Annotated in this window: 21 protein-coding genes; 9 read left to right on the plus strand and 12 right to left on the minus strand. The window is 46.2% G+C overall.

Features of this window, described 5'->3' with window-relative positions:
• Positions 1-56: 56 nt before the first annotated feature.
• The 7 genes from F6J90_RS40000 to F6J90_RS40030 form a co-directional block, all read right to left on the minus strand.
• Positions 57-1,775, minus strand: coding sequence for an MFS transporter (locus F6J90_RS40000; protein WP_293107455.1), 1,719 nt, complete (start codon positions 1,773-1,775; stop codon positions 57-59).
• 172 nt (positions 1,776-1,947) lie between these two features.
• On the minus strand, positions 1,948-2,505 hold the full coding sequence (locus tag F6J90_RS40005; RefSeq protein WP_293107458.1) for a hypothetical protein: 558 nt from the start codon (positions 2,503-2,505) through the stop codon (positions 1,948-1,950).
• A complete protein-coding gene (gene iscB, locus F6J90_RS40010; RefSeq protein WP_293107880.1) occupies positions 2,489-3,772 on the minus strand; it encodes an RNA-guided endonuclease IscB in 1,284 nt (427 codons plus the stop codon). Before iscB ends, F6J90_RS40005 begins: the two co-directional genes overlap by 17 nt.
• 378 nt (positions 3,773-4,150) lie before the next feature.
• Positions 4,151-4,951: a class I SAM-dependent methyltransferase gene (locus tag F6J90_RS40015; protein WP_293107462.1), complete on the minus strand. Its 801-nt coding sequence runs from the start codon at positions 4,949-4,951 to the stop codon at positions 4,151-4,153.
• A gap of 190 nt (positions 4,952-5,141) precedes the next feature.
• Complete coding sequence (locus F6J90_RS40020) at positions 5,142-5,873, minus strand: response regulator transcription factor (RefSeq protein ID WP_366514006.1); 732 nt, start codon at positions 5,871-5,873, stop codon at positions 5,142-5,144.
• Between the two features lie 490 nt (positions 5,874-6,363).
• Positions 6,364-7,329 carry a glycosyltransferase gene (locus tag F6J90_RS40025; RefSeq protein ID WP_293107465.1) on the minus strand — a complete coding sequence of 322 codons (966 nt, stop codon included), beginning with the start codon at positions 7,327-7,329 and terminating at the stop codon, positions 6,364-6,366.
• A gap of 331 nt (positions 7,330-7,660) precedes the next feature.
• A complete protein-coding gene (locus tag F6J90_RS40030; RefSeq protein ID WP_293107885.1) occupies positions 7,661-8,875 on the minus strand; it encodes a class I SAM-dependent methyltransferase in 1,215 nt (404 codons plus the stop codon).
• A gap of 691 nt (positions 8,876-9,566) precedes the next feature.
• Here F6J90_RS40030 and F6J90_RS40035 point away from each other — a divergent pair.
• Complete coding sequence (locus tag F6J90_RS40035) at positions 9,567-12,818, plus strand: phycobilisome rod-core linker polypeptide (RefSeq protein WP_293107468.1); 3,252 nt, start codon at positions 9,567-9,569, stop codon at positions 12,816-12,818.
• Here the strand turns inward: F6J90_RS40035 and F6J90_RS40040 are convergent.
• Positions 12,753-13,067, minus strand: coding sequence for a hypothetical protein (locus F6J90_RS40040; RefSeq protein WP_293107471.1), 315 nt, complete (start codon positions 13,065-13,067; stop codon positions 12,753-12,755). The two genes, F6J90_RS40035 and F6J90_RS40040, sit on opposite strands and share 66 nt — an antisense overlap.
• 443 nt (positions 13,068-13,510) lie before the next feature.
• Between F6J90_RS40040 and F6J90_RS40045 the strand changes: the two genes are divergently transcribed.
• The 6 genes from F6J90_RS40045 to F6J90_RS40070 all read left to right on the plus strand — a co-directional run bounded on the left by F6J90_RS40045 (position 13,511) and on the right by F6J90_RS40070 (position 17,019).
• Positions 13,511-13,996: an allophycocyanin gene (locus F6J90_RS40045; RefSeq protein WP_293107474.1), complete on the plus strand. Its 486-nt coding sequence runs from the start codon at positions 13,511-13,513 to the stop codon at positions 13,994-13,996.
• Between the two features lie 90 nt (positions 13,997-14,086).
• Positions 14,087-14,572: an allophycocyanin subunit beta gene (gene apcB, locus F6J90_RS40050; protein WP_070394727.1), complete on the plus strand. Its 486-nt coding sequence runs from the start codon at positions 14,087-14,089 to the stop codon at positions 14,570-14,572.
• A 286-nt stretch (positions 14,573-14,858) separates the two neighbouring features.
• On the plus strand, positions 14,859-15,059 hold the full coding sequence (locus F6J90_RS40055; RefSeq protein WP_293107477.1) for a phycobilisome linker polypeptide: 201 nt from the start codon (positions 14,859-14,861) through the stop codon (positions 15,057-15,059).
• Between the two features lie 216 nt (positions 15,060-15,275).
• Positions 15,276-15,458, plus strand: a complete 183-nt coding sequence (locus F6J90_RS40060) for a hypothetical protein (RefSeq protein ID WP_293107480.1) — start codon at positions 15,276-15,278, stop codon at positions 15,456-15,458.
• 52 nt (positions 15,459-15,510) lie between these two features.
• On the plus strand, positions 15,511-16,719 hold the full coding sequence (locus F6J90_RS40065) for an FtsW/RodA/SpoVE family cell cycle protein (protein ID WP_293107483.1): 1,209 nt from the start codon (positions 15,511-15,513) through the stop codon (positions 16,717-16,719).
• 45 nt (positions 16,720-16,764) lie between these two features.
• Positions 16,765-17,019, plus strand: a complete 255-nt coding sequence (locus F6J90_RS40070; RefSeq protein WP_293107485.1) for a hypothetical protein — start codon at positions 16,765-16,767, stop codon at positions 17,017-17,019.
• A gap of 6 nt (positions 17,020-17,025) precedes the next feature.
• Here the strand turns inward: F6J90_RS40070 and F6J90_RS40075 are convergent, their stop codons facing one another.
• Both F6J90_RS40075 and F6J90_RS40080 read right to left on the minus strand, forming a co-directional pair.
• Positions 17,026-17,463 (minus strand): VOC family protein, encoded by a 438-nt coding sequence (locus F6J90_RS40075; RefSeq protein WP_071106007.1) that lies wholly within the window; start codon positions 17,461-17,463, stop codon positions 17,026-17,028.
• Between the two features lie 91 nt (positions 17,464-17,554).
• Positions 17,555-18,061: a TIGR02652 family protein gene (locus F6J90_RS40080; protein ID WP_293084345.1), complete on the minus strand. Its 507-nt coding sequence runs from the start codon at positions 18,059-18,061 to the stop codon at positions 17,555-17,557.
• Positions 18,062-18,216: 155 nt separating this feature from the next.
• Here F6J90_RS40080 and F6J90_RS40085 point away from each other — a divergent pair, with 155 nt between their 5' ends.
• Together F6J90_RS40085 and F6J90_RS40090 are read left to right on the plus strand one after the other, a co-directional pair.
• A complete protein-coding gene (locus F6J90_RS40085) occupies positions 18,217-18,837 on the plus strand; it encodes a gamma carbonic anhydrase family protein (protein WP_293107490.1) in 621 nt (206 codons plus the stop codon).
• Between the two features lie 655 nt (positions 18,838-19,492).
• A complete protein-coding gene (locus F6J90_RS40090; protein ID WP_293107493.1) occupies positions 19,493-19,612 on the plus strand; it encodes a photosystem II protein Y in 120 nt (39 codons plus the stop codon).
• A gap of 107 nt (positions 19,613-19,719) precedes the next feature.
• Here the strand turns inward: F6J90_RS40090 and F6J90_RS40095 are convergent, their stop codons facing one another.
• Together F6J90_RS40095 and F6J90_RS40100 are read right to left on the minus strand one after the other, a co-directional pair.
• Positions 19,720-20,625 carry a LysR family transcriptional regulator gene (locus tag F6J90_RS40095; protein WP_293107496.1) on the minus strand — a complete coding sequence of 302 codons (906 nt, stop codon included), beginning with the start codon at positions 20,623-20,625 and terminating at the stop codon, positions 19,720-19,722.
• 126 nt (positions 20,626-20,751) lie between these two features.
• Positions 20,752-21,519 carry a BMC domain-containing protein gene (locus tag F6J90_RS40100; protein ID WP_293107499.1) on the minus strand — a complete coding sequence of 256 codons (768 nt, stop codon included), beginning with the start codon at positions 21,517-21,519 and terminating at the stop codon, positions 20,752-20,754.
• Between the last annotated feature and the right edge of the window lie 576 nt (positions 21,520-22,095).

The following is a 22,095-nucleotide window of genomic DNA, read 5'->3' on the forward strand; positions in this document are numbered from 1 at the left end:
AGGATCTAAATTCACTGGTATAGGAGTAGAAAAATTGTTAATAATTTCTGCTTCAGTTAGCCAGGAAATAGCCAACTCCCCATTTCTAGCTCTTCTTCGCTGTAGAGGAACTGATCAAACAACTCTGCCATTTCAGTTCTGGAAATCGAGCCATCTTGATTGAGGTCTAAGCGCTTGAAGTTATTAGAAATTTCACTCACGTCAAGATCATAGGTTTTATAAAATGCGGTTAGCTCTTCTACTGCTATCTCTCCATCTAAATTGACATCCATCAATTGTAAAAAGGCATCTGCAAAACCATGATCAAAGCGCTTAGCGAGGTAATCTAACCATTCGTGTAATTCAATTTTTCCGTCTCCATTGGCATCGGCCAACTCAAGCAACCGCTGACCAAAACCAAGCCAGGAACTGGCCATCAGTTGATACTCTTGGGATTGTTTTGACCACCCTCGAATTTCTGCCAATGATGCCACTGTTGTTTCAAAGTCTTGGGGTTCAATGGCACCATTGCCATCGTAGTCCAGCATTTGAAATAATCGTTTTAGTTTGCGCTGACGACGTTGACTCATGGCATTGGATAAATTTGATCCCCTCAACCATATCCAGGCTAGGACAATCTGACTGCCAAATAACAGCGCACTCGCGATAAAAGGGGCACCAGGGTTAACATACTCAAACAGTAATCCAGAGACGAAGGGTCCAGCAATGGCACCTAGAGGGGTTAAAGACTGGGCAGCACCTAGCACGCTTCCCTGGTATTTCGTGCCTGCAGCCTGGGACAATAAGCTACCCAGAGATGGCCGAAACAGGGAGTCCCCAAAACCCAGAAGCACCAATGTAAAAAGTAGCACATAAAGGTGTTTAGCCAAAGGAAAGGAGACGAATGCAACTACTGTTATACCGAGTCCCAGGATCAGCATATTCACCTCTCCCAAGGTTTTGACAATCCGCCCAATTAAAATCCCTTGAGTAACTACCGTGACCAAGCCAAGCAAAAGAAAGGCATACCCAGTGTGTTCAGCACTCCATCCCCAAATTTCGTTTAACCACAGGGCTAAAATTGTTTGGGTAATAAATAGGCCAAATCTTAGAAAGAACCCGAGGCTAATCAAAAAAGCAATAATAGGATTTTCCTTGATCACAAGCCAAAGATTAAAAGTCTCTGCTTTAGATTGGGGCTTCTTAGAATGACTTGATGGTGCAGATTTAGACTGGGAAACTGGTAAAAATTTCCAAGCTAATAAGAAGGCAGCAAAGGAAAATAAGGCTGCTATGAAGAGTGGCAATCGGAGGTTTGGGTTATCTCCCCCTAACCCCACTAAAACACCAGAAAGGGCAGGTCCCAAGGTGAAGCCAAGTCCTAACGCAGCCCCTAGAATTCCCATACCTTTACTACGATTTTCTGGGGTCGTGATATCACCAACATAGGCTTGGGCAATCACGATGCTATAGCTCATGGCACCTGCTAATGCCCGAGCCAAAAACAAGGTAATGAGGGAGTTCGCTAAGGCAAACCAAAGATAAGCGATCGCACTTCCAGCTAAGCTCAGGAGTAGTAAAGGGCGTCGCCCAACGCGATCGCTTAGGCTACCTAAAAATAGTGTTGTAACGAAGCTGGCTAGAGCATAAACACTAAACAGCAGGGTTATTGTACTGGCGGAAGCGCCGAAGGATTTAGCATAGAAGGGCAGAAGCGGAATAACAATGCCAAATCCGATCAGGTTTGTAAAGGCGCTCAGAGAGATAACAAAGAGTGTATTGCTGGATTTAGCCATTAGAGTCTAAGTCTAGGTGTTAGATATTAGGTATTACGTATTAGGTTTTCTGTTGATGTTTTTTTTTAACACCTAACACCTAATACCTTGCATATACTGCTATCTCAAGTTTAGATATCTGTAATGCTCAGGTGTTAGTTAAGCGAGTGTCACTCTAGGGACTAACAGAAATCTAATAAGGGGCACCGTTTGGAAACAATAGAGCAATCCGTTTTTCTCGGATCTTGGCTTCCTCCGTGTAAAGTTCTTCTATCTGAGTAACCACATCTTCTTCAATCCCAATATATTTTGCCAGTTTGCGAACAGCAGCTTGTTCCCCTGAATTATATTCTCCATCGGCAGCGCAAGCCTGAATGGCAATATAAATAATTACTCGAGGATCGCTACCTATAGTCGATGCCTGATTCAAAATATCAAGCAAATCTTCATTTGCCTCATAAGTTTTGGCTAATTCATATTTAGGATTGTGATAGGCGGCTGCGCGACCAACAACCCAATCTCTTTCTTCTGGTGCCAGTACTCCATCTCCCTTAGCACAAATGAGGACTGCTTTCATCACAGCCTCAACGTCTTCAATTGCTGGGATAGTTTTCATCCCATACAATTCATTTATGATCCACCTAAAATAGCGGTAATTCCCCAGACGCCTCCCGTTAGGGTTAGCGTCTGGGGAATTACCGCCAACAAAAAAAATCGAGCGGTAGCGAGTCCGTTTATAGTCTGTATTCATAGCCGTCCGCTCGGTGAATGGTTTTTAGGTATTTCGGATGTACATCAAAGCTTTTCTCTAATGTGCTCAGCTTAAAGCTTGGCCTATAGCGAATGGCAATTCGTCCGGTATACTTCCCTGCGTACTTCCGAGACGGGATATCGGCTTTTACTAAATCCCCCGTTTGAAACCCCATAAAAAACTTCTGTGAGGGAGCGTGGGCTATAGGAAAGCCATATCGGTCGGTTCGACATCGCTGCCGCCTCCCATGACCCTTGGCTTTGACGATCAGAGGTCTGACCCCTTTAAGTAGTAGTCTTTCGGGGGTAGAAGCCCCAACACAAGCCGCGTCTGTCCAGTGGGTTTTAGGAATGTTCCGGAGTTTGCGATTGAATTTAGTCCGACCACCAGTACCCGTTTCCACAGGGAACCCGTACCCTTTCAGTCTCCTCAGCAATTCCCATCGGGTGGAATTAACCGCCGCCGCATCTTTCAATGGGGCTAATGCTTGCGCCAATACCTGCTTGAGCACGTCGGGTTTCTTTTTGAGAAATGCCTCAACAGGTTTATTCCCCTTGGCTTGATTGCAAGGGCGGCAGGCTAGGGTGAGGTTACTGACTCGGTTCGAGCCACCCTTGCTCAAAGCTTGGATATGCTCGATTTCAAGGGGGGTTTCTTTGGCGCTACAGTAAGCACATTTTCTTTCCCATTTCTGGAGTAAGTATTCCTTTACTTCAAAACCGAACAACTCACCTCGCTGGTACTCAACGCCCCTAATTTCGGGGTTCTGCATTTTCTGCATGTCGAACCGTACCAATTCCATTGAGAGCGCGGAGATTGGACAGACCCTGATCATCCGCCCGACCCATGTCTCGACGTTGGCCACCCGGCTTTCGAAAGAAGGAGCAAGCCATCCTTCTGGGCAAATCCGATTCAGGAACCTTCGCTTGCGATACCTTAGTTTCCGGTTACGTCGCCCTCGTCTTAACGCTCTGCGAGAGTCAAGAGCGTTCTTGATTTGCTCTGTTCGGTGTTCGATCTCTAAGGCATGGGTCACCCGGTAGGATTGTTCCTGGACTACTGCCATTCCCGTCACCTTGGAGCCTGGATCAATTTTAAGTCGGTGGGGATGGGTAACTGAATCCTCCACCGTCCTGTCTAGCAGTACGATGGTGAACGGGTAGCGCTTAAAAACCCTGGCGCGTCCGTTATTGAGCAGCTTTCTTGCCCGTGCTGGATGACAAGGATCAAGGGGTTCAAGGTTTTTATCTAGAACAAAGGCGTACATTACTGCACCTCTCAATTTCTTGGTAAGGTTTGCCTCGACGTTGTTAGTACTCGGTACTTTCCTGATCACACTGGCTTTTCCGAATGACCTGTTTAATGACCCGGTTGTAGAGCTTGGAACTGGCACGCATCCCAAGGTACGAACTTTAACCCTTGGTACTAACGGCTGCCTGAGGCGAGGCCAGAAATCCTCGTCTCGTCTCAGGCCATCTGGTCAACAGGCTTGATTCAAGCCCACACTGTACCCAGTAGGGTCAGTGTGCGGTAGTTGACTGGCGAGCATCCTGTTCTATATCAAGCACATTTAACCTCCCATTGGAAAAAGCGTATAACATACGGGAGTATGGTACACCATTTCATTGACACTCTCCGTGCTCTGCTACTGGGGTTTGACCGCAATGGTTATTTCTCCAGGAAGACGCATGGTACTGCGATTTGCCTCTAATAATATACGTCCATGGTTCCGCAGTGTCGTGGCTCGCTCTTGGGCAGCCCGGATTTCAAGCATCGCGTTGTTCAATTTTGGCTCTGAGAAATATTCTTTCTCAACAATCTCTGAGCGGATAACATACTCAAAGAAACTGTGTCCTTTAGCCTCTTTGAAACCAGCTAGATCGAGAAATCTATACAATTCCTCGCCCATCAGAAAATAGCGATTGGCAACGGCATCCATTGCACCAATCAGGCGATCCTTCACTTTCGTAATCTCTACAAATTCATCTCGTTCCTGGACATCATCAAAAAGAAAGCCGAGATTGATAAATAATCCACCGGGTTTGAGTATTTGAAAGACACTGCTGTAGAGCTGATGTTGTTTGTCGAGGGGAATTTCGTGGGAGCCGCTTTTGATCACAACCCGATCGAAGGAATTTTCAGGTAGCTTTTCACCAGACTGTAAGTCTGTCATAGACAGCACATCTCCGTGGATAATCGCAACTTGATCCGAATCAATAGCAGTGCGTGCAAGCTCGGTCTGCACTGAGGAATATTCCAGTAAGGTGATTAACGGAACTTTAATGTTACGATCTAAACAGTAGTTGATCATGCGACAGGTGAGGTTTCCATCTCCGCCCATTGCGTCAAGTACATTCTCAGCATTTTCCAGGTCTAGAAGCTCGACAAACGATGTCAAAAAGTCTTCATCAAAACCGTTAATCTGATCCTGGTTGTACTTACCCACAAGATCATACGCAGCCTGGGCTGATGTGGCCAAGGATTTTTGTGGAGTCATTCTTGTCTCGCTCTGTCTAGATTTGTGTTGAGTTATTTTAGCGATTCAACGATTTGCGATCGCAAATTCCGAAGCGTAGTTAACCCCATCCCACGATGGACAATCCTGTTTGTGCTGTTCCTAAGTATAGGCTAAACCTTTACTTAGTTAAACCATGTTCCAAAGCATAGCGAACTAACTCGGTACGGCTATTAGTTCCGGTTTTGCTAAACAAACGACTAACGTACTTCTCAACATTACGAACACTAGTCTCTAAACGTCGGGCAATTTCTTTATTCATTAGCCCTTGGGCAACCAAATCTAAAACACTCTGCTCTCTAGCTGTAAAATCAATGCGCAACGGTGGAGGAGTTTGGACAATCCCATGCTTTTGGTCTAACATTGCCCGAATTTCAGCCACCTGCTTGGCTATCTTTTCAAGCTCTGTACTACCTACACTATCTTCAGAGCTAGCAGCGCGACGCTCCAAGAGGTTTTGAACAATAGCCACTAATTCATCTGGATCAAAGGGCTTCGGTAGGTACGCATCACAACCGGCCTGATAACCCTGAATTCGATCTGAGGTCATGCCACGGGCTGTTAGAAACACTACTGGCAGTGCTTTAAAACGGGGGTCATCTCGAAGTTGCTGTAGGAATTGATACCCATCTACTTTAGGCATCATGATGTCAGAAATTACTAGTTCGGGTGTGTTTTGCTGTAACATCTGCCAAGCATCATTAGCATTACTGGCAACATCTACGGTAAAACCAAATTCTGTCAAATACTCTTTGACCGCTTCCCTTACTCCTGGTTCGTCATCTACCAATAATAGTTTTGCTGACATCGCTACTTCCTTAACCCCTACTTCGTTTAAGAGCTTTGCTGACATCGGTAGTTCCTTAACCCGTACTACCCTTAGTGTAGCGCAGTGTAGCGCAATGTAGCGCACTTTACTGATAATAAGTAAGCTTACCCCCGGCTGAAGCACGGGGGCTTTCGCCCAGGCTCCAGAGCGTTGGTTTTCAGTAGCCCTAGCATACTCAACGCGCCTAGACTCCAAATTTATCGAATCTAAGGGTTAAGCGCCGAACCTCAAGGCTGGCTTACTCTACGGACTCTTCCGCAGCTTCTACAACCGAGTCAATTCTCGGACAGCCCCAATACTTCGTTTTGCGCATCACTCGCCGATACTGACTTACTGGCCTAGCCGTTACTCTGAAGTTAAGAGTGCCTTTGCCTATTTCAGTCTTCTTTAATTATAATTGACGGCTAAAAGCGCGCTATTACGCTTCCTCCCCGCTTTAAAAAGACGGGGCTTCCGCGTTTTTTAATTTTTGTGATTAATCGGGAATCGGGCATCGGGCATCGGGATGCAGCTATCAGCTTCCATGGGAAAGCCACTCTATCTGATCAGCTTTATCTGGCAGCCGGGCTTCCTGTTGTCCCTTTGCCCTTGCCCAAGTTCCAAACAGACCAATCGGTGTGCTGATTAGCTCAATTGGATCGGTTTTGCCTGCGATCGCATTAATACTGTTGCGCGGTAGTTCTTTCAGCAACCAACGACTGATCCGATACAGATATTCCCTTGGTGGAATATCCCGCATCAACGGCACACCATGGAGCTGATTTAAGTAACGGTTAGACCGACCATACCGATGCCATTGACTGTGATACTCCCGAAAAGTGGAACGGTGTCGGTGCTCTACTATGGCAGTTGGAGCAAGGAGTAATTGCCAGTTGCTTTGCTTTTGAATCCGCCAGCAGATATCAGCATCACCACCAGTGGTCAGGTAAGGACGGAACAATCCCACTTCCTCGAATGCTTGCCGTCGGATTGCTAGGTTAGCGGTTTGACCGTAGGGACAATAGGAATGGTTTAAGGTATGTTCCTGAGATAGAACATTATGGTACTCAGCGTGTTTTTCTAGCCAGGTTTTACCGGGCAACCCGATGATTTGACCAGCAACAATACCAATACTGAGATTGGTCAAGGGTGAGACCAGGTCTGCTAACCAATGGGGTTGGGGACGACAGTCTGCATCAGTAAAAGCAATTATTTCCCCCTTAGCAGCTCGAATTCCTTTGTTACGGGCTGCATAGGAGCTTTGAATCTGGTCTTCTAGGATGTAGTGGAAGGTTATGCCCTCAGATGCTCCCTCAGTAACAGCAGTTTGGATGAGTGAGGCAGTGCGATCGCGGCTATTATTATCCACTAACAGATACTCTACTTGGTCAGTGGGATAGGTCTGTGCCTGTAAACAACGGACTAACTCTGGTAAATCTGCTTCACCGTTGTAGATTGGTACAACTACTGAAACCTTGGGCAAGCATTTGTCATTTGTCATCTGATAGGGAACAGGGAACAGGGAACAGGGAACAGGGATGGAGCTATCAGCTATCAGCTATCAGCTATCAGTTATCAGCTATCAGTTATCAGTTATCAGCTATCAGTTATCAGCTATCAGTTATCAGCTATCAGTTATCAGCTATCAGCTATCAGCTATCAGCTATCAGCTTTTAAATAAAACCGGTAAGCATTAGTTTAATCTGAGTGAAGTCACCTCACAGGCTTGAAGCCTGTTCCACAAAGCTGACGGCTGAAGGCTGAAGGCTGACCGCTGACCACTGACCCCTGACCCCTGACCCCTGACCCCTGACCCCTGACCGCTGAGATTATCAACGATCAATATTGAGCATAATTAACTGCCGTTGGAGTAGCGATCGCACTCCATCTAAATCGAAGTTAACATGCTTGATAATTTCTGCTACGGTTTGGGCTTGGGATGAGTTGTCGGCTGAGTTACCATTCTGGTCACAGGCTTCGAGAAACTTAAATTCCTCCTCTGATAGCTTAACCAGCTGGTAATCATAGTCAAATAGGGACTTACTTGGCCAACCGGTCATACAAGGGTGCCGTTCTGGAATTGCGGCTAACAGGTCTTTATCCTCTGACCAATCTACCCGCTCTAAGGGAGGACGAGTCAGGAAAAACTCATAATGAGTCAGTTCTGGATCTAATAATTCAATTAACCGATATAGCTCCCGTTCACTCAGACCTTCTGAGCGTGCCATTAACTCTGGATTTTTGCCAAATAAGCGCTCTTTCTGCCAGTAGCGGGGATTAGAAAAACCAAGAAACTCTAAGCCAGCGGCATCGATTAGTTCAAATAGGGTTTCAATGTTATAGTCAATCTCTTGGGGATGAACGTACATATCGGCGAAGCATTCATCCTGATGGTTTTCCAAAGCCCAGCGTTCCCGGTCTCGCTTGACAATTCTGTTGTTTTCTGGTAGTGCTTCAAATAATTGACGACCGACCTTGACCCCATCCTGGTAGTCTCCCTGGTTTTGACCCTGCAAAAGTGCGATCGCTTGCTGCATCAACTGGATTTCCCAGCGTCCTAATTCAGCATAGACAAAGATATGAAATAAGCCCCCTGGTGCTAGTTTCTTAGCTATAGATTGAATTCCACGGATGGGGTCTGGCAAGTGATGTAACACTCCCACACAGTTAATTAGATCGAACTGACCCTCAATTTGGTCAACATCGTACAAGCTCAAGTGATGAAACTCGACCCGATCAGCACCTGAGCGGCGACAGCGTTCCTGGGCTACCTTCAAGGCTCCAGCACTAATATCAATCCCCACTACTGAGGCTTGGGGATTGAGGTGAACTAGATACTCTGTGCCTACCCCTGTCCCACAACCAGCATCTAGAATCCGAATTTCCTCTCTTTGGGGTGTTTGCCCAGTACAAAAACTATAGGCAGTTCGCCAATTCCAGCGCCAGTTGTATCCAGGAGGTGGCTCATCGAGTAAGGGTTCTGGGGGAAAAGGGTAGGTATCGTAGAGGCGCTCAACGGCAGCAGCGGTTTCTTGAGAGGTTTTCATCACAAAACTTTACAAAACTTAATTATTCGGGTAAATTTTTTACGAAAATAAAGTATAATCTCAAAGGTTTACTGGGATCAATGGCCATCAATCCTGAACTCGATCCCCTAAATTCTATACAATTCTTAATAAATAAACCGTAGAGATCAGAAAAGTTTTAATCTAAAAGCTAGTCGAGTTTAGCAGTCAGCACCCCGCTCTGAAAAGACGGGGCTTTGTGCGAAGCACACGCTTACACGAACGAGCCTCTTTCTTTAGATAGCTGACCAGCCTAAGTCTTACGAGGACTACGTTATCGATAAGAGTTAAAGTCCCTACCTTGGGATGCGTGCCAGTCTCAAGCTCTAGAACCGGATGGTTAAACAGTTGTACGAGGGGTAAGACAGTGCCATCTGGAGAGTACCGATCGATAACATTGGCGAGGCAAACTTAACCCCAGAAATGGGAGTTTTGAGGGATTTTTTAATCCCTCACCCTGAAAAGGGTGGTTTGACGACGGTTAAAACCGCTCGTGTCGTTTTTCCTCCCCGGTCATTAGACGTGGGGCTTGTCCTACTCCCGTCTTTCTTCGTGAGATTGGATAGGACTAACATCAAATGCCTACCCACCAAATGGGTGTCTAAAACGTGTTTATTAACTGCGGCATAAGTCCGCAATGACAGCATAAAAATTTAGGAGCTTTAACAAACCAATGAGTGTCAAGGCAAGTGGTGGAAGCTCAGTTGCCCCTGTGCAACTCTATCAAACTGTCCCATCGGCAACCATTATCCAAGCAGAACAGCAAGACCGCTTCTTAGGAAATGGAGAGATCAACGAGCTACTGGATTACTTCCGTTCTGGAGAACAGCGTTTAGCAATTGCTGATCTGATTACCAAAAACTCAGACCTAATCGTATCCAAGGCGGCTAACCGGATTTTCGTGGGTGGTTCCCCCATGGCTTTCCTGGAAAAGCCTAAGGAAGCCCCTGTCCCAGTTGGGGCTGGTGCTACAGCGGTTCCCGACACCAAAACCTTGGGGACTAGTACCTTTGTCGAGAGTGGAGGTGGATTATTTTCGGGCTTCCGGGCTCTGTTTAGTTCTCCGACTGGACCAACCCCAGCGAGTTTCCGTCCCATCGACATCAACCGCTATGGTCCGAGGAATATGCAAAAGTCCTTGCGGGACCTATCTTGGATGTTGCGCTATATCACTTACGCTATTGTTGCTGGTGATCCCAACATCCTAGTGGTTAATGTTCGAGGTTTGCGGGAAGTCATTGAAAATGCTTGTTCAGCTGATGCCACAATCGTGGCAATCCAGGGAATGCGGGCGGCTTCACTAGATTATTTCAAAGGTGATCAGTCTGCACAGGAGATTGTTGCCCAGTACTTTGACATTACCCTGAACGAATTTAAAGCTGCTACACCCTCCGATAAACTGCGGCAACGGCCTTCGATAGACCAACAAGGGCTGCAATTGCCCCAAAGTTACTTTAATGCAGCCGAGCGGCGTCCTAAGTTTGTGATGAAGCCCGGTCTGTCATCCTCAGAAAAAACTGAGGTAGTTAAAGCGGCCTACCGGCAAATCTTTGAGCGTGACATTACCCGCGCCTACGGTTTGTCAATTTCTTATCTAGAATCTCTGGTTAAAAACGGGAACATTTCCATGAAGGAGTTTGTTCGCCGTTTGGGCAAATCTGAACTATACCGGAAGCAATTCTTTGAACCTTTTATCAATAGTCGGGCCTTAGAACTAGCTTTCCGCCATTTCCTAGGTAGGGGTCCATCTTCAAGGGAAGAAGTTCAAAGCTACTTCTCCATTGTTTCCGATGGTGGTCTACCCGCTCTAGTAGATGCCCTGGTGGATTCTCAGGAATACTCCGATTACTTTGGGGAAGAAACGGTTCCCTATCTGAGGGGTTATGGTCAAGAGGCTCAAGAATGCCGTAACTGGGGCATGCAGCAAGATTTGTTGCGCTATAGTGCTCCCTTCCGTAAGGATGCCCAGTTTCTCAATACCTTTGCCAAGTACGAGCAACCCCTGCCTGACCAACATGTTTATGGTTCTGGTAATGACTCGTTGGAAATTCAGTTTGGGGCAATTTTCCCGAAAGAAACCCGGAATCCTACTACCACCCCCGCTCTGTTTGGCAAAGATACTAAACGCCTGCTGATCCACCAAGGCCCAGCTATCAATAACCAAAATAGTAATCCAGGGGCAAGGGGTGTATTCCCAGGTTCCCTTGGCTCTAAGGTGATCCGCCTTGACCAGATCCCTAGTACACAAGACACTAGTATCAAATTTGCCGAAAGCTCTACTCAAAGGGTAATTCGTGCCTGTTACCTGCGAGTGTTTGGCTTTATGCCCTATGAAGGGGAACGGCTGACTTCAGCAGAAGCTCGGCTGGAAAACGGTGAAATTACCGTCCGCGAGTTTATCCTAATGCTGGCGAAGTCTGATGGTTTCCGCAAACGCTACTGGACACCATTGTATGTGGTCAAGGCAATTGAATATATCCACCGACGTTTGCTCGGTCGTCCTAGCTATGGGCGCTCCGAGATGAACAGTTACTATGATGTTGCCTATAAACAAGGTTTCTACGGTGTAGTAGAGGCAATTGTCAACAGCAAAGAGTACTCTGAGGCATTTGGGGAAGATACGGTTCCCTATGAGCGCTATGTGACGGCGGCTGGTTTAAAAATGCGCACCGGAGTGTCTGGTAGCGTGACATCAGCAATGGCAATCATGGCTGAGGAGAAAGTACCTCGCTTTGTTGAGCTGGGTATGGGCAAAGACATGCTCACCGAACCGGAAGTTGAATTCCGGATTAATCAGGGGGTCAGTGTACAGCGTCAACAAACCAAGATCTTTAAGCTGATTGACCTTAATGATAAGCCAGCCTTGAAAGTCTTGATTGGAGCAGCTTATCGGCAGATATTTGAGCGGGATCTTGAACCCTATGTGATCAGAGCAGCATTCACCTCCCTGGAAAGCCGACTGAGCAATGGGGAAATTAATCTCAAGGAGTTTATTGAAGCCTTAGGTTGTTCTGATCTCTACATCAAAGAGTTCTACACCCCCTACCCCAACACCAAGGTGATTGAGCTGGGTACGAAGCACTTCCTAGGACGTGCCCCCTTAACTCAAAAGGAAATCCAGACCTACAACGCAATTCTAGCCTCTGAAGGGATTCGGAGCTTTATTGGCGCAATGGTCAATGGCATGGAATATGCTCAGGCATTTGGAGAAGATACCGTCCCGTACCGCCGCTTCCCCACCTTACCAGCTGCTAATTTCCCGAACACCGAGAAGCTGTATAATCAGCAGACCAAGCAGAATAGTGATGTGGTGGTACCAAGCTTTGATCCAGTCGAGCCTCGGATGGATTCGTCTAAGCTACCTCTGACCGGAAAAGCGATCGCAGATATGGCTGCCCAAAAGTGGGAGATGGCTACCAACCCCTCCGAGCTGGCCAAGGTAGGTCGTTCCTCTAATCGGAACCAACCAACCTTGAATCCCAAATCTGCTAAGCCAACACGGATTTTCCGCATCACCCCAAACATTTCTCAGGTCGAAAGCGCAGTGGTGATTGATGCCATTTATGACCAGGTCATGGATTTATTCGGTGAACCAGTACCACCAGAATACCGGCAACAGCATCTAGACAGTCAACTGCGCAATGGTGAAATTTCGGTGCGGCAGTTTGTTAAAGCCTTGGCAATTAGTAACACCTATAGTCAGCGCTTTTACCAGCCTTATCCCCCTGCCAAAGTGGTCGAGTTATTGTTCCGGCACTTACTAGGACGTACCCCTAACACTCACGGTGAGGTTCAAACCTACCAGCAGCTGTTGGCGGGACAGGGTCTAGAAGCTGTAGTAACCGCTATGGTTGATAGTTCAGAATACGCCCGCTTCTTTGGTGAAGACGTAGTCCCCTATCAGCGGGTTAGTCAGGGAGTCTGAATTATGAAGGTTGAACGCGATTGCGTGGCCTTTTGGCCAAGGTTGAAGGTTGAAGGTTGAACGCGATTGCGTGGCCTTTTGGCCAAGGTTGTTCGCCTTTGGTGTTCGGTGTAGGGTAAGTTTGGAGGTTGAGAGGTTAAAGGTTGAAGGATGGAGGGTGAAGGTTTGAAGGCGGTCGGTGGCTTGGACTAGGCTTAAAGGTTCAACTTTCAACCCCCAAACCTGATCAAGCCGGAATAGCAACCCCAAACTAAAATTACTTTGCCATCACTGAGGTACAGTCAATTTTCGCAACCCCTACTCCCTACTCCCTTAACTCAGGCCACTAACCTGTAACTGACCTTTCAAACTTTATTAGGGAAAATGTTACGATGTGTTGCGAAGCTAGGAAAAATGTCAACAATCTGTAGCAAAATATTCCCGGAAGGTAGGTTTATGATTAACCTGCTTTGATTGAGGCTTTGATTTAGGCCTTTAATTTAGGCGGGGTTAGCCAAACCAAGTTTTGCTGGGACGTGCGTCGGCTGAAGTTCCGACGGCGTATCGAGAACGGCGATTTCCCCGGCACATTGTGGGTAACTGCAATGCTACAGAAGCTCTAATCACACCGCAAGGTTAGTTAGAGAGCGTTCATTCTTGGAAATGCCAGTTTAAACAAACCTGGTGATATTTTTTTCTGGAGGAATCCATCTATGAGTATTGTCACGAAATCCATCGTGAATGCAGATGCTGAGGCTCGCTATCTGAGCCCTGGTGAATTAAACCGCATCAAAAGCTTTGTTACTTCTGGTGAGCAGCGCTTACGTATCGCTCAAACCTTAACAGGCTCTCGTGAGACAATTGTTAAGCAAGCTGGAGACCAACTCTTCCAAAAGCGTCCAGATGTAGTCTCTCCTGGTGGTAACGCCTACGGTCCGGAAATGACCGCTACTTGCCTGCGGGACATGGATTACTACCTGCGCTTGATTACCTATGGTATTGTTGCTGGTGATACCACACCAATTGAAGAAATTGGTCTGGTAGGTGCTAAGGAAATGTACAAGTCTTTAGGTACCTCCATTGATGCTGTTGCCGAAAGCGTCCGTTGCATGAAGGGTATCGCTACTGGCATGATGTCTGGAGACGATGCTGCCGAAGCTGCCTCTTACTTCGACTATGTGATTGGTGGATTGTTGTAGGGCAATAAATACCCCTTTGCCTAGTGTTCTGAGGCAAGTCTGTCTGTAGAACCGATAATCACAACTTGAGTTAAATAAGGAAATAGAATCATGCAAGACGCAATTACTGCTGTTATCAACTCTGCGGACGTCCAAGGCAAATATCTAGACGACTCCGCTATGGAAAAGCTCAAGGGCTATTTCCAAACTGGTGAGCTGCGGGTACGTGCAGCAACTGCTATTAGTGCTAATGCTGCTACCATCGTTAAGGAAGCGGTTGCTAAGACCCTGTTGTATTCCGACAGCACTCGTCCTGGTGGCAATATGTACACCACTCGCCGCTACGCAGCTTGTATCCGTGACATGGATTACTTCTTGCGTTATGCTACCTATGCGATGTTGGCCGGTGACCCATCTATCCTTGATGAGCGCGTACTCAATGGCTTGAAGGAAACCTACAACTCCCTTGGTGTTCCCATTGGTAATACCACCAATTCTATCCAAGGCATGAAGGAAGTTACCGCTAGCTTAGTTGGTCCTGATGCCGGTAAGGAAATGGGTGTATACTTTGACTACATCTGCTCTGGCTTAAGCTAAGTTAGCTAGTGTTGATGGAATTCGCCAGCCTGTAGTTGTCTGTGTAATTAAGGTCTGGGAAGTTGATTGTGAGTGCTAGCTTGTTAAAGGCGAATCTGGCTCACGTCAGTCAAGCAGAGGAGTTTTGACAGTCTAGTATTGACAATTAACTCCCAGACTTTGGAATAGTTGAGATATTCGATTAACGAATTTATTCCCTCGCTATAAGCGATAGGGAGTTTTTTAGCCATCTTGGGATCAAACCAAAATTAAAATTTTCTTGAATTTTACTAGGAGAAATAAGCTCATGCGGACGTTTGAAATAACTGCTTGTGTGCCAAGCCAAAGCAGAATTAGGACACAACGGGAGTTACAGAATACTTTTTTTACCAAGCAAGTTTCCTACGACAACTGGTTCCGTGAGCAGCAGCGCATCCAGAAAATGGGTGGCAAAATTATTAAGGTTAAGCTGGCAACTGGTAAGCAAGGTACAAACACCGGTTTGTAATGATTGTTCGATAAAAGCTGTTTATAAAAAAAACTTCAGGGGGTCTACTACGACCCCTTTTTGATTTTTGGTGCAAGATGGGGGGATGGGAACAGAGGCAAGAGAGGGAAGATATAGCATTTCTAAATTCGGTGAGGTACATTTGGGATGTTAGGGAATAGGCAAAAGGCAACAGGCAACAGGCAACAGGGAAAAAATATTGTGTACCTCATTACTATGAGAAAAGCTATAAACAAGAAACCGCCAAAGGCGAACAACCAAATAACCTTGGCCTATTGGCCACGCGCTTCGCAGCAAAGCGGGACTTCGTCCATCGCGTTCAACCACATAACACTCAACCTTCAACCACATAACCTTGGCCTATTGGCCACGCTACGCGAACAACCTTCAACCACATAACCTTCAACCACATAACCTTCAACCACATAACCTTCAACCAACCTGATTAAACGTGGCTCTACGTAACCTGATTCTATTATTTAACCCCTCCACTACAGACTGGGCAGTAACTGCTCGGTTACTGAAGTGGTTAACGTTTCTATGGCTGTTGATCGGAATAGTAATTCTTTTCTCAGCTTCTTATGCGATCGCAGATGTCGAGTTAGGGGATGGAACATACTACGTCAAGCGACAGCTGATGTGGGTAGTCTTAGGTTTAGTGGGATTTAACCTATTGGTGCGATCACCGTTGCGTTATTTGCTAAAGATCAGCCATTGGTTGGTCCTGGGGCTGTTGGTGCTGCTGTTATTGACTTTAATTCCTGGTGTGGGAACAACGGTTAATGGGGCAACTCGCTGGTTATCTGTGGGTTCGGTTCCCCTGCAACCTTCGGAGTTAATGAAGCCGTTTCTAGTGTTACAAGCAGCTCGAGTATTTGGGCAGTGGGACCGGCTTCAGTGGCGGACCCGTTTCACGTGGCTGGGGATTTTTATGGTGGTGTTGGTGGGAATTTTGTTACAGCCTAATCTGAGTACAACAGCACTTTGTGGAATGACCTTGTGGCTAGTTGCTCTAGCAGCAGGGTTACCGTTTTCTTACTTGGGAGGTACAGCATTTGGTGGTGTCCTGCTGGCAGTACTCAGTATCAGCATCAAGGATTACCAGCGGCGTCGGGTGATGTCATTCCTAAATCCTTGGGCTGATCCGATGCGAGATGGATACCAATTGGTTCAAAGTCTTCTAGCTATTGGCTCCGGTGGGACTTGGGGCTCTGGTTTTGGGTTATCCCAACAAAAGTTATTCTATTTACCGATTCAACACACTGATTTTATCTTTTCTGTATTTGCTGAGGAATTTGGCTTTGCTGGTAGTATAGCCCTAATGTTTTTGTTGATGACATACATGACCCTAGCGGTGATTGTAGCTATTAAGGCCAGAAACCGAGTCTATCAGTTAATCGCGATTGGAGCAATGCTGTTTATTGTAGGACAGTCTCTGTTAAATATTGGTGTTGCTTCTGGGGCTCTTCCCACTACTGGTTTACCCTTCCCATTCTTTAGTTATGGGGGAAGTTCGATGATTTCCAGTTTGTGTTCGGCTGGGTTGTTGATTCGGGTGGCACGAGAGAGTAGTGAGGCGAAAGTTGTGTCTATACAAACTCGCCGCCAGTCGATAGCAGAACGACGGCAAAGAAGGCACAAGGTCAAAGCCAAAAGGTAAAAGTGACCAATATAGCGGTTTTCAATTTGGTAAGGTACAGAGTTTATGGTTTTAGGGAACAGCGGATCTGGGAACAGCGGATCTCGGAAGAGAGAACAGCGGATCTGGGAACAGGGCAAAAATAAAAATTATGTGTACCTGATTAGGGTAAAAAGCGCTATACAGACTAGTAATTTTTTTTTCAGGGCATTCCGACTCCCGACTCCCGACTCCCGACTCCCGACTCCCGACTCCCAACTCCCGACTCCCGACTCCCGACTCCCGACTCCCGACTCCCGACTCCCTCAAACCGGTGTTTAGCTATGTCTAGGTTTTTATAAGATACAAAAACTCCAACGGTAAACCATCAGTATCAGCGATAAACGCTACCTCATAAACACGATTACCGATCATCTGTTGGGTAGGTTCCAACAGAACCTTCAACGGCTGAAACTGCTCTGGGTTCTGCTCAGAAGCTTCTTTAAAACTTTCTTTCAAGGACTCTAACCAACTGGGCAAGTCAGTAGCGCTATCAGTTAGGTCAAAAGACACGTGGTAATATCCCACATAATGCTCATCTCCAAACGCATCCGGTGCTGGTAATGGTTCAGGAATTTGGATCAGTTCCAAGCGTCCCCCCAGTCCCTTCAGCCAACACGCTAGAGTCATGCCAGTAGTGAAGCGTTCAGATACCGTGAATCCCAACTTCTCATAAAATGCGATCGCGCGATGAATATTGGCTGTGCGAATCGAAGCATGATGCATGGGTTTTGTCCTTTGGCCTTTTTCCTTTACCCTTTTTCCTTTCTAACCAACAACAGGTGTAGTGAAATCACCAATCACCAATCACCAATTACTAAAACAATCGGAAATAAGGGTAGCGCACAGGTACCCCAGGTTCTTTTTCCAAATCAAAATTGATCACTTCCCAACAAGGTTCTTCCTCAGGTTCTGGGCTAAATTCTACCGGCAAGCCATACAACCTGGGTTTGCCTGACTCTGAGTTCCCTCGCCAGGGGGTACTGCGCTCTAGGTAGGCACTCACTAAATCCCGATAACGACTGGCAATAATCACCCGTGTTGCCCGATATCCTTCAGTGTATAACTTGTCTAGGGCTTCGTGAATCTCAAAGCGAATTCCATCAGGATGAGTGTGCTGTCGGTACCATTTATCTTGCCATAGACGCCAGTGACGCCCAGATTGTAAATGAATCAGTTCCCCAGTTTTTGGGTTGGCTTCAAACGCACCATGACGTGGACACAAGTAAGTGTCAGTCAACGTCAATGCCGGAATTATCTGACGGCAGTGAGGACATTTTATTTCTGAACCGAATATCGGGTACTGCAAGCTAGAATCAATCATTAAATGCTAGGGAGTGCCTTAGAGGTATATGCTATTACCTAATGGCTCCATCATTATAACTGGGTATTTAGTGGTGTTGGTCTAAGTGACCCCACTGTAAAACCTATCTAAAACCTAAGGTATTAATTACCATTATCTCCCTATTCTGATTAATTGTGGATCATCCTCTACCTCAAACCCCAATACTGACATCTTTTTGGCCTCCCCCAGATCTGTCTCTTGCTGCCTTTGTCGCCCCTAATGCTGTAGTTATGGGTCAGGTGTCCGTAGCTGCAGGAGTTAGCATTTGGTATGGTGCTGTAGTCAGAGGTGATGTGGAGCGCATCGAGATTGGCGATCGCACTAATATTCAAGATGGGGCAATTTTACACGGAGATCCCGGCAAGCCAACAGTTTTAGAAGACCATGTCACAGTTGGTCATCGCGCTGTAATTCATTCAGCATATATTGAACAGGGTAGCTTGATTGGTATTGGAGCAGTGGTACTCGATGGGGTTCGTGTCGGTCATGGTAGTATCGTGGGCGCTGGAGCTGTGGTTAGTAAAGACGTTCCTCCTCTGTCCCTGGTAGTCGGTGTCCCTGCCAAAAAATTACGGGATGTTTCGGAGGCTGAAGCCGCTGAACTGATTGAACATGCACGGCACTATGAAAAGTTGGCTCTAGTTCATGCCGGTAGTGGCACAGATTTGGGGTTTAGTGTAACACAAGACTTCGCTGCCGTTGCCAGGAACCCGGAACAGGGAACTTCCGATCAGGGAACAGTGGACAATAATTGAGAAAAACACCATCAGAACAGCGCTGCATCGCTTTTTACCGATTCCTTCCCAATTAGTAAACTTTGGGTAACTTTGATTGACTTTGATTAAGTTTTTCCCAAGAAGCGTGCAACGTCTTGAACAAATGGGTGATCAGGTTACTGAAAAATTAACTAAAAAAAATTGACCCATAGGTGCGACTATATATATAAACAACTAAGTACCGTCCGGTACAAGGCATATCAAGCTGAGGGTTAGTAAACAGCTAGAGAAAATGTCGCAGAGTCTACCAAAAACTCTTATTATTTGTTAGACTTAAATTATGGTAACACCGACAGGGATTATTATGTAACTTAAATTAAAGCCGAAAACCAAGGGTTTAATAGTTGCGCTCTCTATCCCGGTGTTATAACTTTTTTGACATTTTTATGGCGCTCGCAGGATATTCCTGAGAGCTTTGGGAGATACCCCCTGGCTGAGAAATCAGCTTGCATTGGCGGGCTAGGATCTGCCTTGGTAGATTCTGGTAGCTAAAAAGTATCGGAGGTTACCCCTCTAGCTTGGTAAGAGTTATTTGATTACTGAGTCACGGCAACGTGTTGAACCAACAACCCCACTTCTTCTAGGGGTGGGAGGCTAAAAACACTTCAAGCAATATAGGGAGGACACTAGAACCATGGATTTACGTCTATTAATAGTCTTATTGCCTTTACTCCTGGCAATAGGCTGGGTAGTTTACAATATTGGTGCGATCGCTCTCAAGCAAGGTCAAAGTTATTTGAACAAATCTAAATAAATCGCGCGTCAACCAATTTAGCGATAGCACCTTTGCATAAAACCTTAATAGCCAGCTGTTCCGTCAAAAGGAGGATACAGCTGGTTTGCTTGCGCTATTGAGCAATCTTATTTTTGGCAAATCAGTGGCTCTGAAGTCAATAGATAATCTAGAAAAGTACCAGCAACAATCGATAGTTGTTTGCTACGCGGATAGACAGCATACCAGTAACGCTCGATCGGAAAGTGTTCTACATCCAAAACCACCAGCTCAGAGTTAACCCCTTCCATAACTAAGGTATGACGAGATAATACAGAAATTCCTAAACCCCCTGCGATCGCTTGCTTAATTGCCTCATTACTCCCCAAATCCAGCCGCACCTTTGGTGAAATCTGGTGGTAATCGAACAGTTTTTGTACAGCTTTGCGTGTTCCCGAACCAGGCTCCCTCATAATAAAGGTTTCTTGAGCTATACGTTTAAGGGGGATATTTTTTTCCTGAGCTAGAGGATGATCGACCCGTGCGATCACAACCAGGGGGTTTTCTTGCACTGGTTTATAGCAGGTCTCCTGGTTTTCCGGAAGCTGACTCATTATGTATAAGTCATCTAGATTCTCACTGAGACGACCAAGGATGTATTCGTGGTTGGTGACTTGCAGAGAAATATCAATGCCTGGATAACGCTGGCAAAACGGACCTAGTAAACGAGGAATAAAATATTTCGCAGTTGTAATCACTGCTAAGCGCAGACGCCCCTGTTTTAAACCTTTGAGATCTGCCACTTTCATCTCAAACTGGTCTAAATTCTCAAAGATATCGCGGCAGGTTTTAACTAGTTCCTCACCAACCTGGGTCAGGTAGATTCGCTTACCTACCTGGTCAAACAGAGGCATACCAACAACTTTGGTTAGCTGCTTCACCTGCATAGAGACAGTGGGTTGGGTGAGAAACAGTTCCTCTGCAGCTCGTGTAAAGCTGTGGTGCCGAGCGACTGCTTCAAAGACCCTTAACTGATGCAATGTGGCTTGCTTCAATGATATTACTCCTATGAGGATATAGATCTTAGTCTTTGACAGTCTTGAAAGTCAGGAGTAGGGAGTGGGGAATGGGGAAAAGAGAGTTTCATAGTGTTCATGGTGGACTTTTTTCCATGGTAGCTATTATGAATCTTTGGTACGTATGGGTAAGTTTCTTAAATCTGGTAGTTCTACAAGCTCTTTTTCTGCTTCCTTTACATTAACTGGTATTCTCAACGGTTGTGGTTGCTCCTCGATTAGGCAACTCGCTACTGGCAAGCTTTTCTCTAAATCTTCAAGAGGTCTAGGAATCACTGTCACAGCGGTTAGTTCACCAATACGCTGGGCTTCAGCCATTCCAACTTGTAAAGCAACTGCTACATCTGCCACACGACCCCGAATAATGGCAGTACATAAACCGGCTCCAATGGTTTCGTAGGCAGTAAGCTGTACATTGGCAGCTTTCAGCATGGCATCCGAGGCACCAACCATTGCTGGCAATCCCCTGGTTTCTAAAAGACCTAGGGCATGATTACTGACCCGGCTACGATGATTTTGGTTAACTTGATCGAGTAGGTGAACACCGATGGGAAATATCACTTCCAGGTTGGGAAGTGGTCGCGCAATGATTGTCGAGGAGAGCAACTCACCCTCTCGTTGAGCATAATCCTTACCCGATTCGACAGCAATTCGCACCTCAGCGATCGCTCCCCGCACTATGGCAGTGCAGTGACCACTACCAGTTTTTTCATAACCCACAAGGGTAACTTCTGCTGACTTGAGCATGGCGTCAGCAGTACTAACAATTACTGGAAAACTTAGAGTAGAGACTAAACCTAGGGAGGCTTGGTTAAACCGTTTTCTTTTTGTCAAGGGATCGTCAGGGGCAAGCCCAGGTTTGTATAACTCCATCAGACAGAAGACCTCTCTTTGGTTGTCGGCTGTTAATTTTTGGCTTATATCAAGTTTAGAAAGTTAAGTGTTCATCATAAAAATACAAGGGTCAATCAAGAAACAGCTAATGCCCAAGGACCTTGATGATTGGCATGGGTTTTGTCTGGGAGTGGTGTGCCGACCAGCGGTATGATCTAGCATTTTTCAAATAGGTCAGGTACACAGTCGCAGGGTTGGGCGGGAGTAGGGAGTCGGGAGTCGGGAGTCGGGAAGTCAAAAAAGGGATCCCCCCTAACCCCCCGCGCGGAAGGGGGGAACTTAATAAGGGGGGAACGGAAGTGGGAAAAAATCCTGTTTACCTCATTACTATGAAAACCGCTATAACTATAATTTATAACTATAATTAATTATATTAATAAAACAGGCGAAACGGCTAGGACAACTAACTATAGAGCGTCACATTGAGCCATACGGGGTGGGTGTTGGCTTGACACTCCCAACCTGTGTCGTTCTAGCTATGCCAAGGGCGTTCCTCCTGGTGATCAAAGTTCTGACAATCGCCTTTCGAGTCCTTTTTTCTATACCAGTAGGAAA

The sequence above is a fragment of the Moorena sp. SIOASIH genome, from assembly GCF_010671925.1.
Classification (GTDB): domain Bacteria; phylum Cyanobacteriota; class Cyanobacteriia; order Cyanobacteriales; family Coleofasciculaceae; genus Moorena.

What these genes read in the sequence shown, in the direction of transcription:
- F6J90_RS40080 (WP_293084345.1), bottom strand. Translation starts at nt 18,061, where the DNA reads ATGATTGATTCTAGCTTGCAGTACCCGATATTCGGTTCAGAAATAAAA.
- F6J90_RS40075 (WP_071106007.1), bottom strand. Translation starts at nt 17,463, where the DNA reads ATGCATCATGCTTCGATTCGCACAGCCAATATTCATCGCGCGATCGCA.
- F6J90_RS40090 (WP_293107493.1), top strand. Translation starts at nt 19,493, where the DNA reads ATGGATTTACGTCTATTAATAGTCTTATTGCCTTTACTCCTGGCAATA.
- F6J90_RS40070 (WP_293107485.1), top strand. Translation starts at nt 16,765, where the DNA reads ATGGTTTTAGGGAACAGCGGATCTGGGAACAGCGGATCTCGGAAGAGA.
- F6J90_RS40020 (WP_366514006.1), bottom strand. Translation starts at nt 5,873, where the DNA reads ATGTCAGCAAAGCTCTTAAACGAAGTAGGGGTTAAGGAAGTAGCGATG.
- F6J90_RS40055 (WP_293107477.1), top strand. Translation starts at nt 14,859, where the DNA reads ATGCGGACGTTTGAAATAACTGCTTGTGTGCCAAGCCAAAGCAGAATT.
- F6J90_RS40100 (WP_293107499.1), bottom strand. Translation starts at nt 21,519, where the DNA reads ATGGAGTTATACAAACCTGGGCTTGCCCCTGACGATCCCTTGACAAAA.
- F6J90_RS40045 (WP_293107474.1), top strand. Translation starts at nt 13,511, where the DNA reads ATGAGTATTGTCACGAAATCCATCGTGAATGCAGATGCTGAGGCTCGC.
- F6J90_RS40035 (WP_293107468.1), top strand. Translation starts at nt 9,567, where the DNA reads ATGAGTGTCAAGGCAAGTGGTGGAAGCTCAGTTGCCCCTGTGCAACTC.
- F6J90_RS40000 (WP_293107455.1), bottom strand. Translation starts at nt 1,775, where the DNA reads ATGGCTAAATCCAGCAATACACTCTTTGTTATCTCTCTGAGCGCCTTT.
- iscB (WP_293107880.1), bottom strand. Translation starts at nt 3,772, where the DNA reads ATGTACGCCTTTGTTCTAGATAAAAACCTTGAACCCCTTGATCCTTGT.
- F6J90_RS40005 (WP_293107458.1), bottom strand. Translation starts at nt 2,505, where the DNA reads ATGAATACAGACTATAAACGGACTCGCTACCGCTCGATTTTTTTTGTT.
- F6J90_RS40060 (WP_293107480.1), top strand. Translation starts at nt 15,276, where the DNA reads ATGAGAAAAGCTATAAACAAGAAACCGCCAAAGGCGAACAACCAAATA.
- F6J90_RS40030 (WP_293107885.1), bottom strand. Translation starts at nt 8,875, where the DNA reads ATGAAAACCTCTCAAGAAACCGCTGCTGCCGTTGAGCGCCTCTACGAT.
- apcB (WP_070394727.1), top strand. Translation starts at nt 14,087, where the DNA reads ATGCAAGACGCAATTACTGCTGTTATCAACTCTGCGGACGTCCAAGGC.
- F6J90_RS40025 (WP_293107465.1), bottom strand. Translation starts at nt 7,329, where the DNA reads ATGACAAATGACAAATGCTTGCCCAAGGTTTCAGTAGTTGTACCAATC.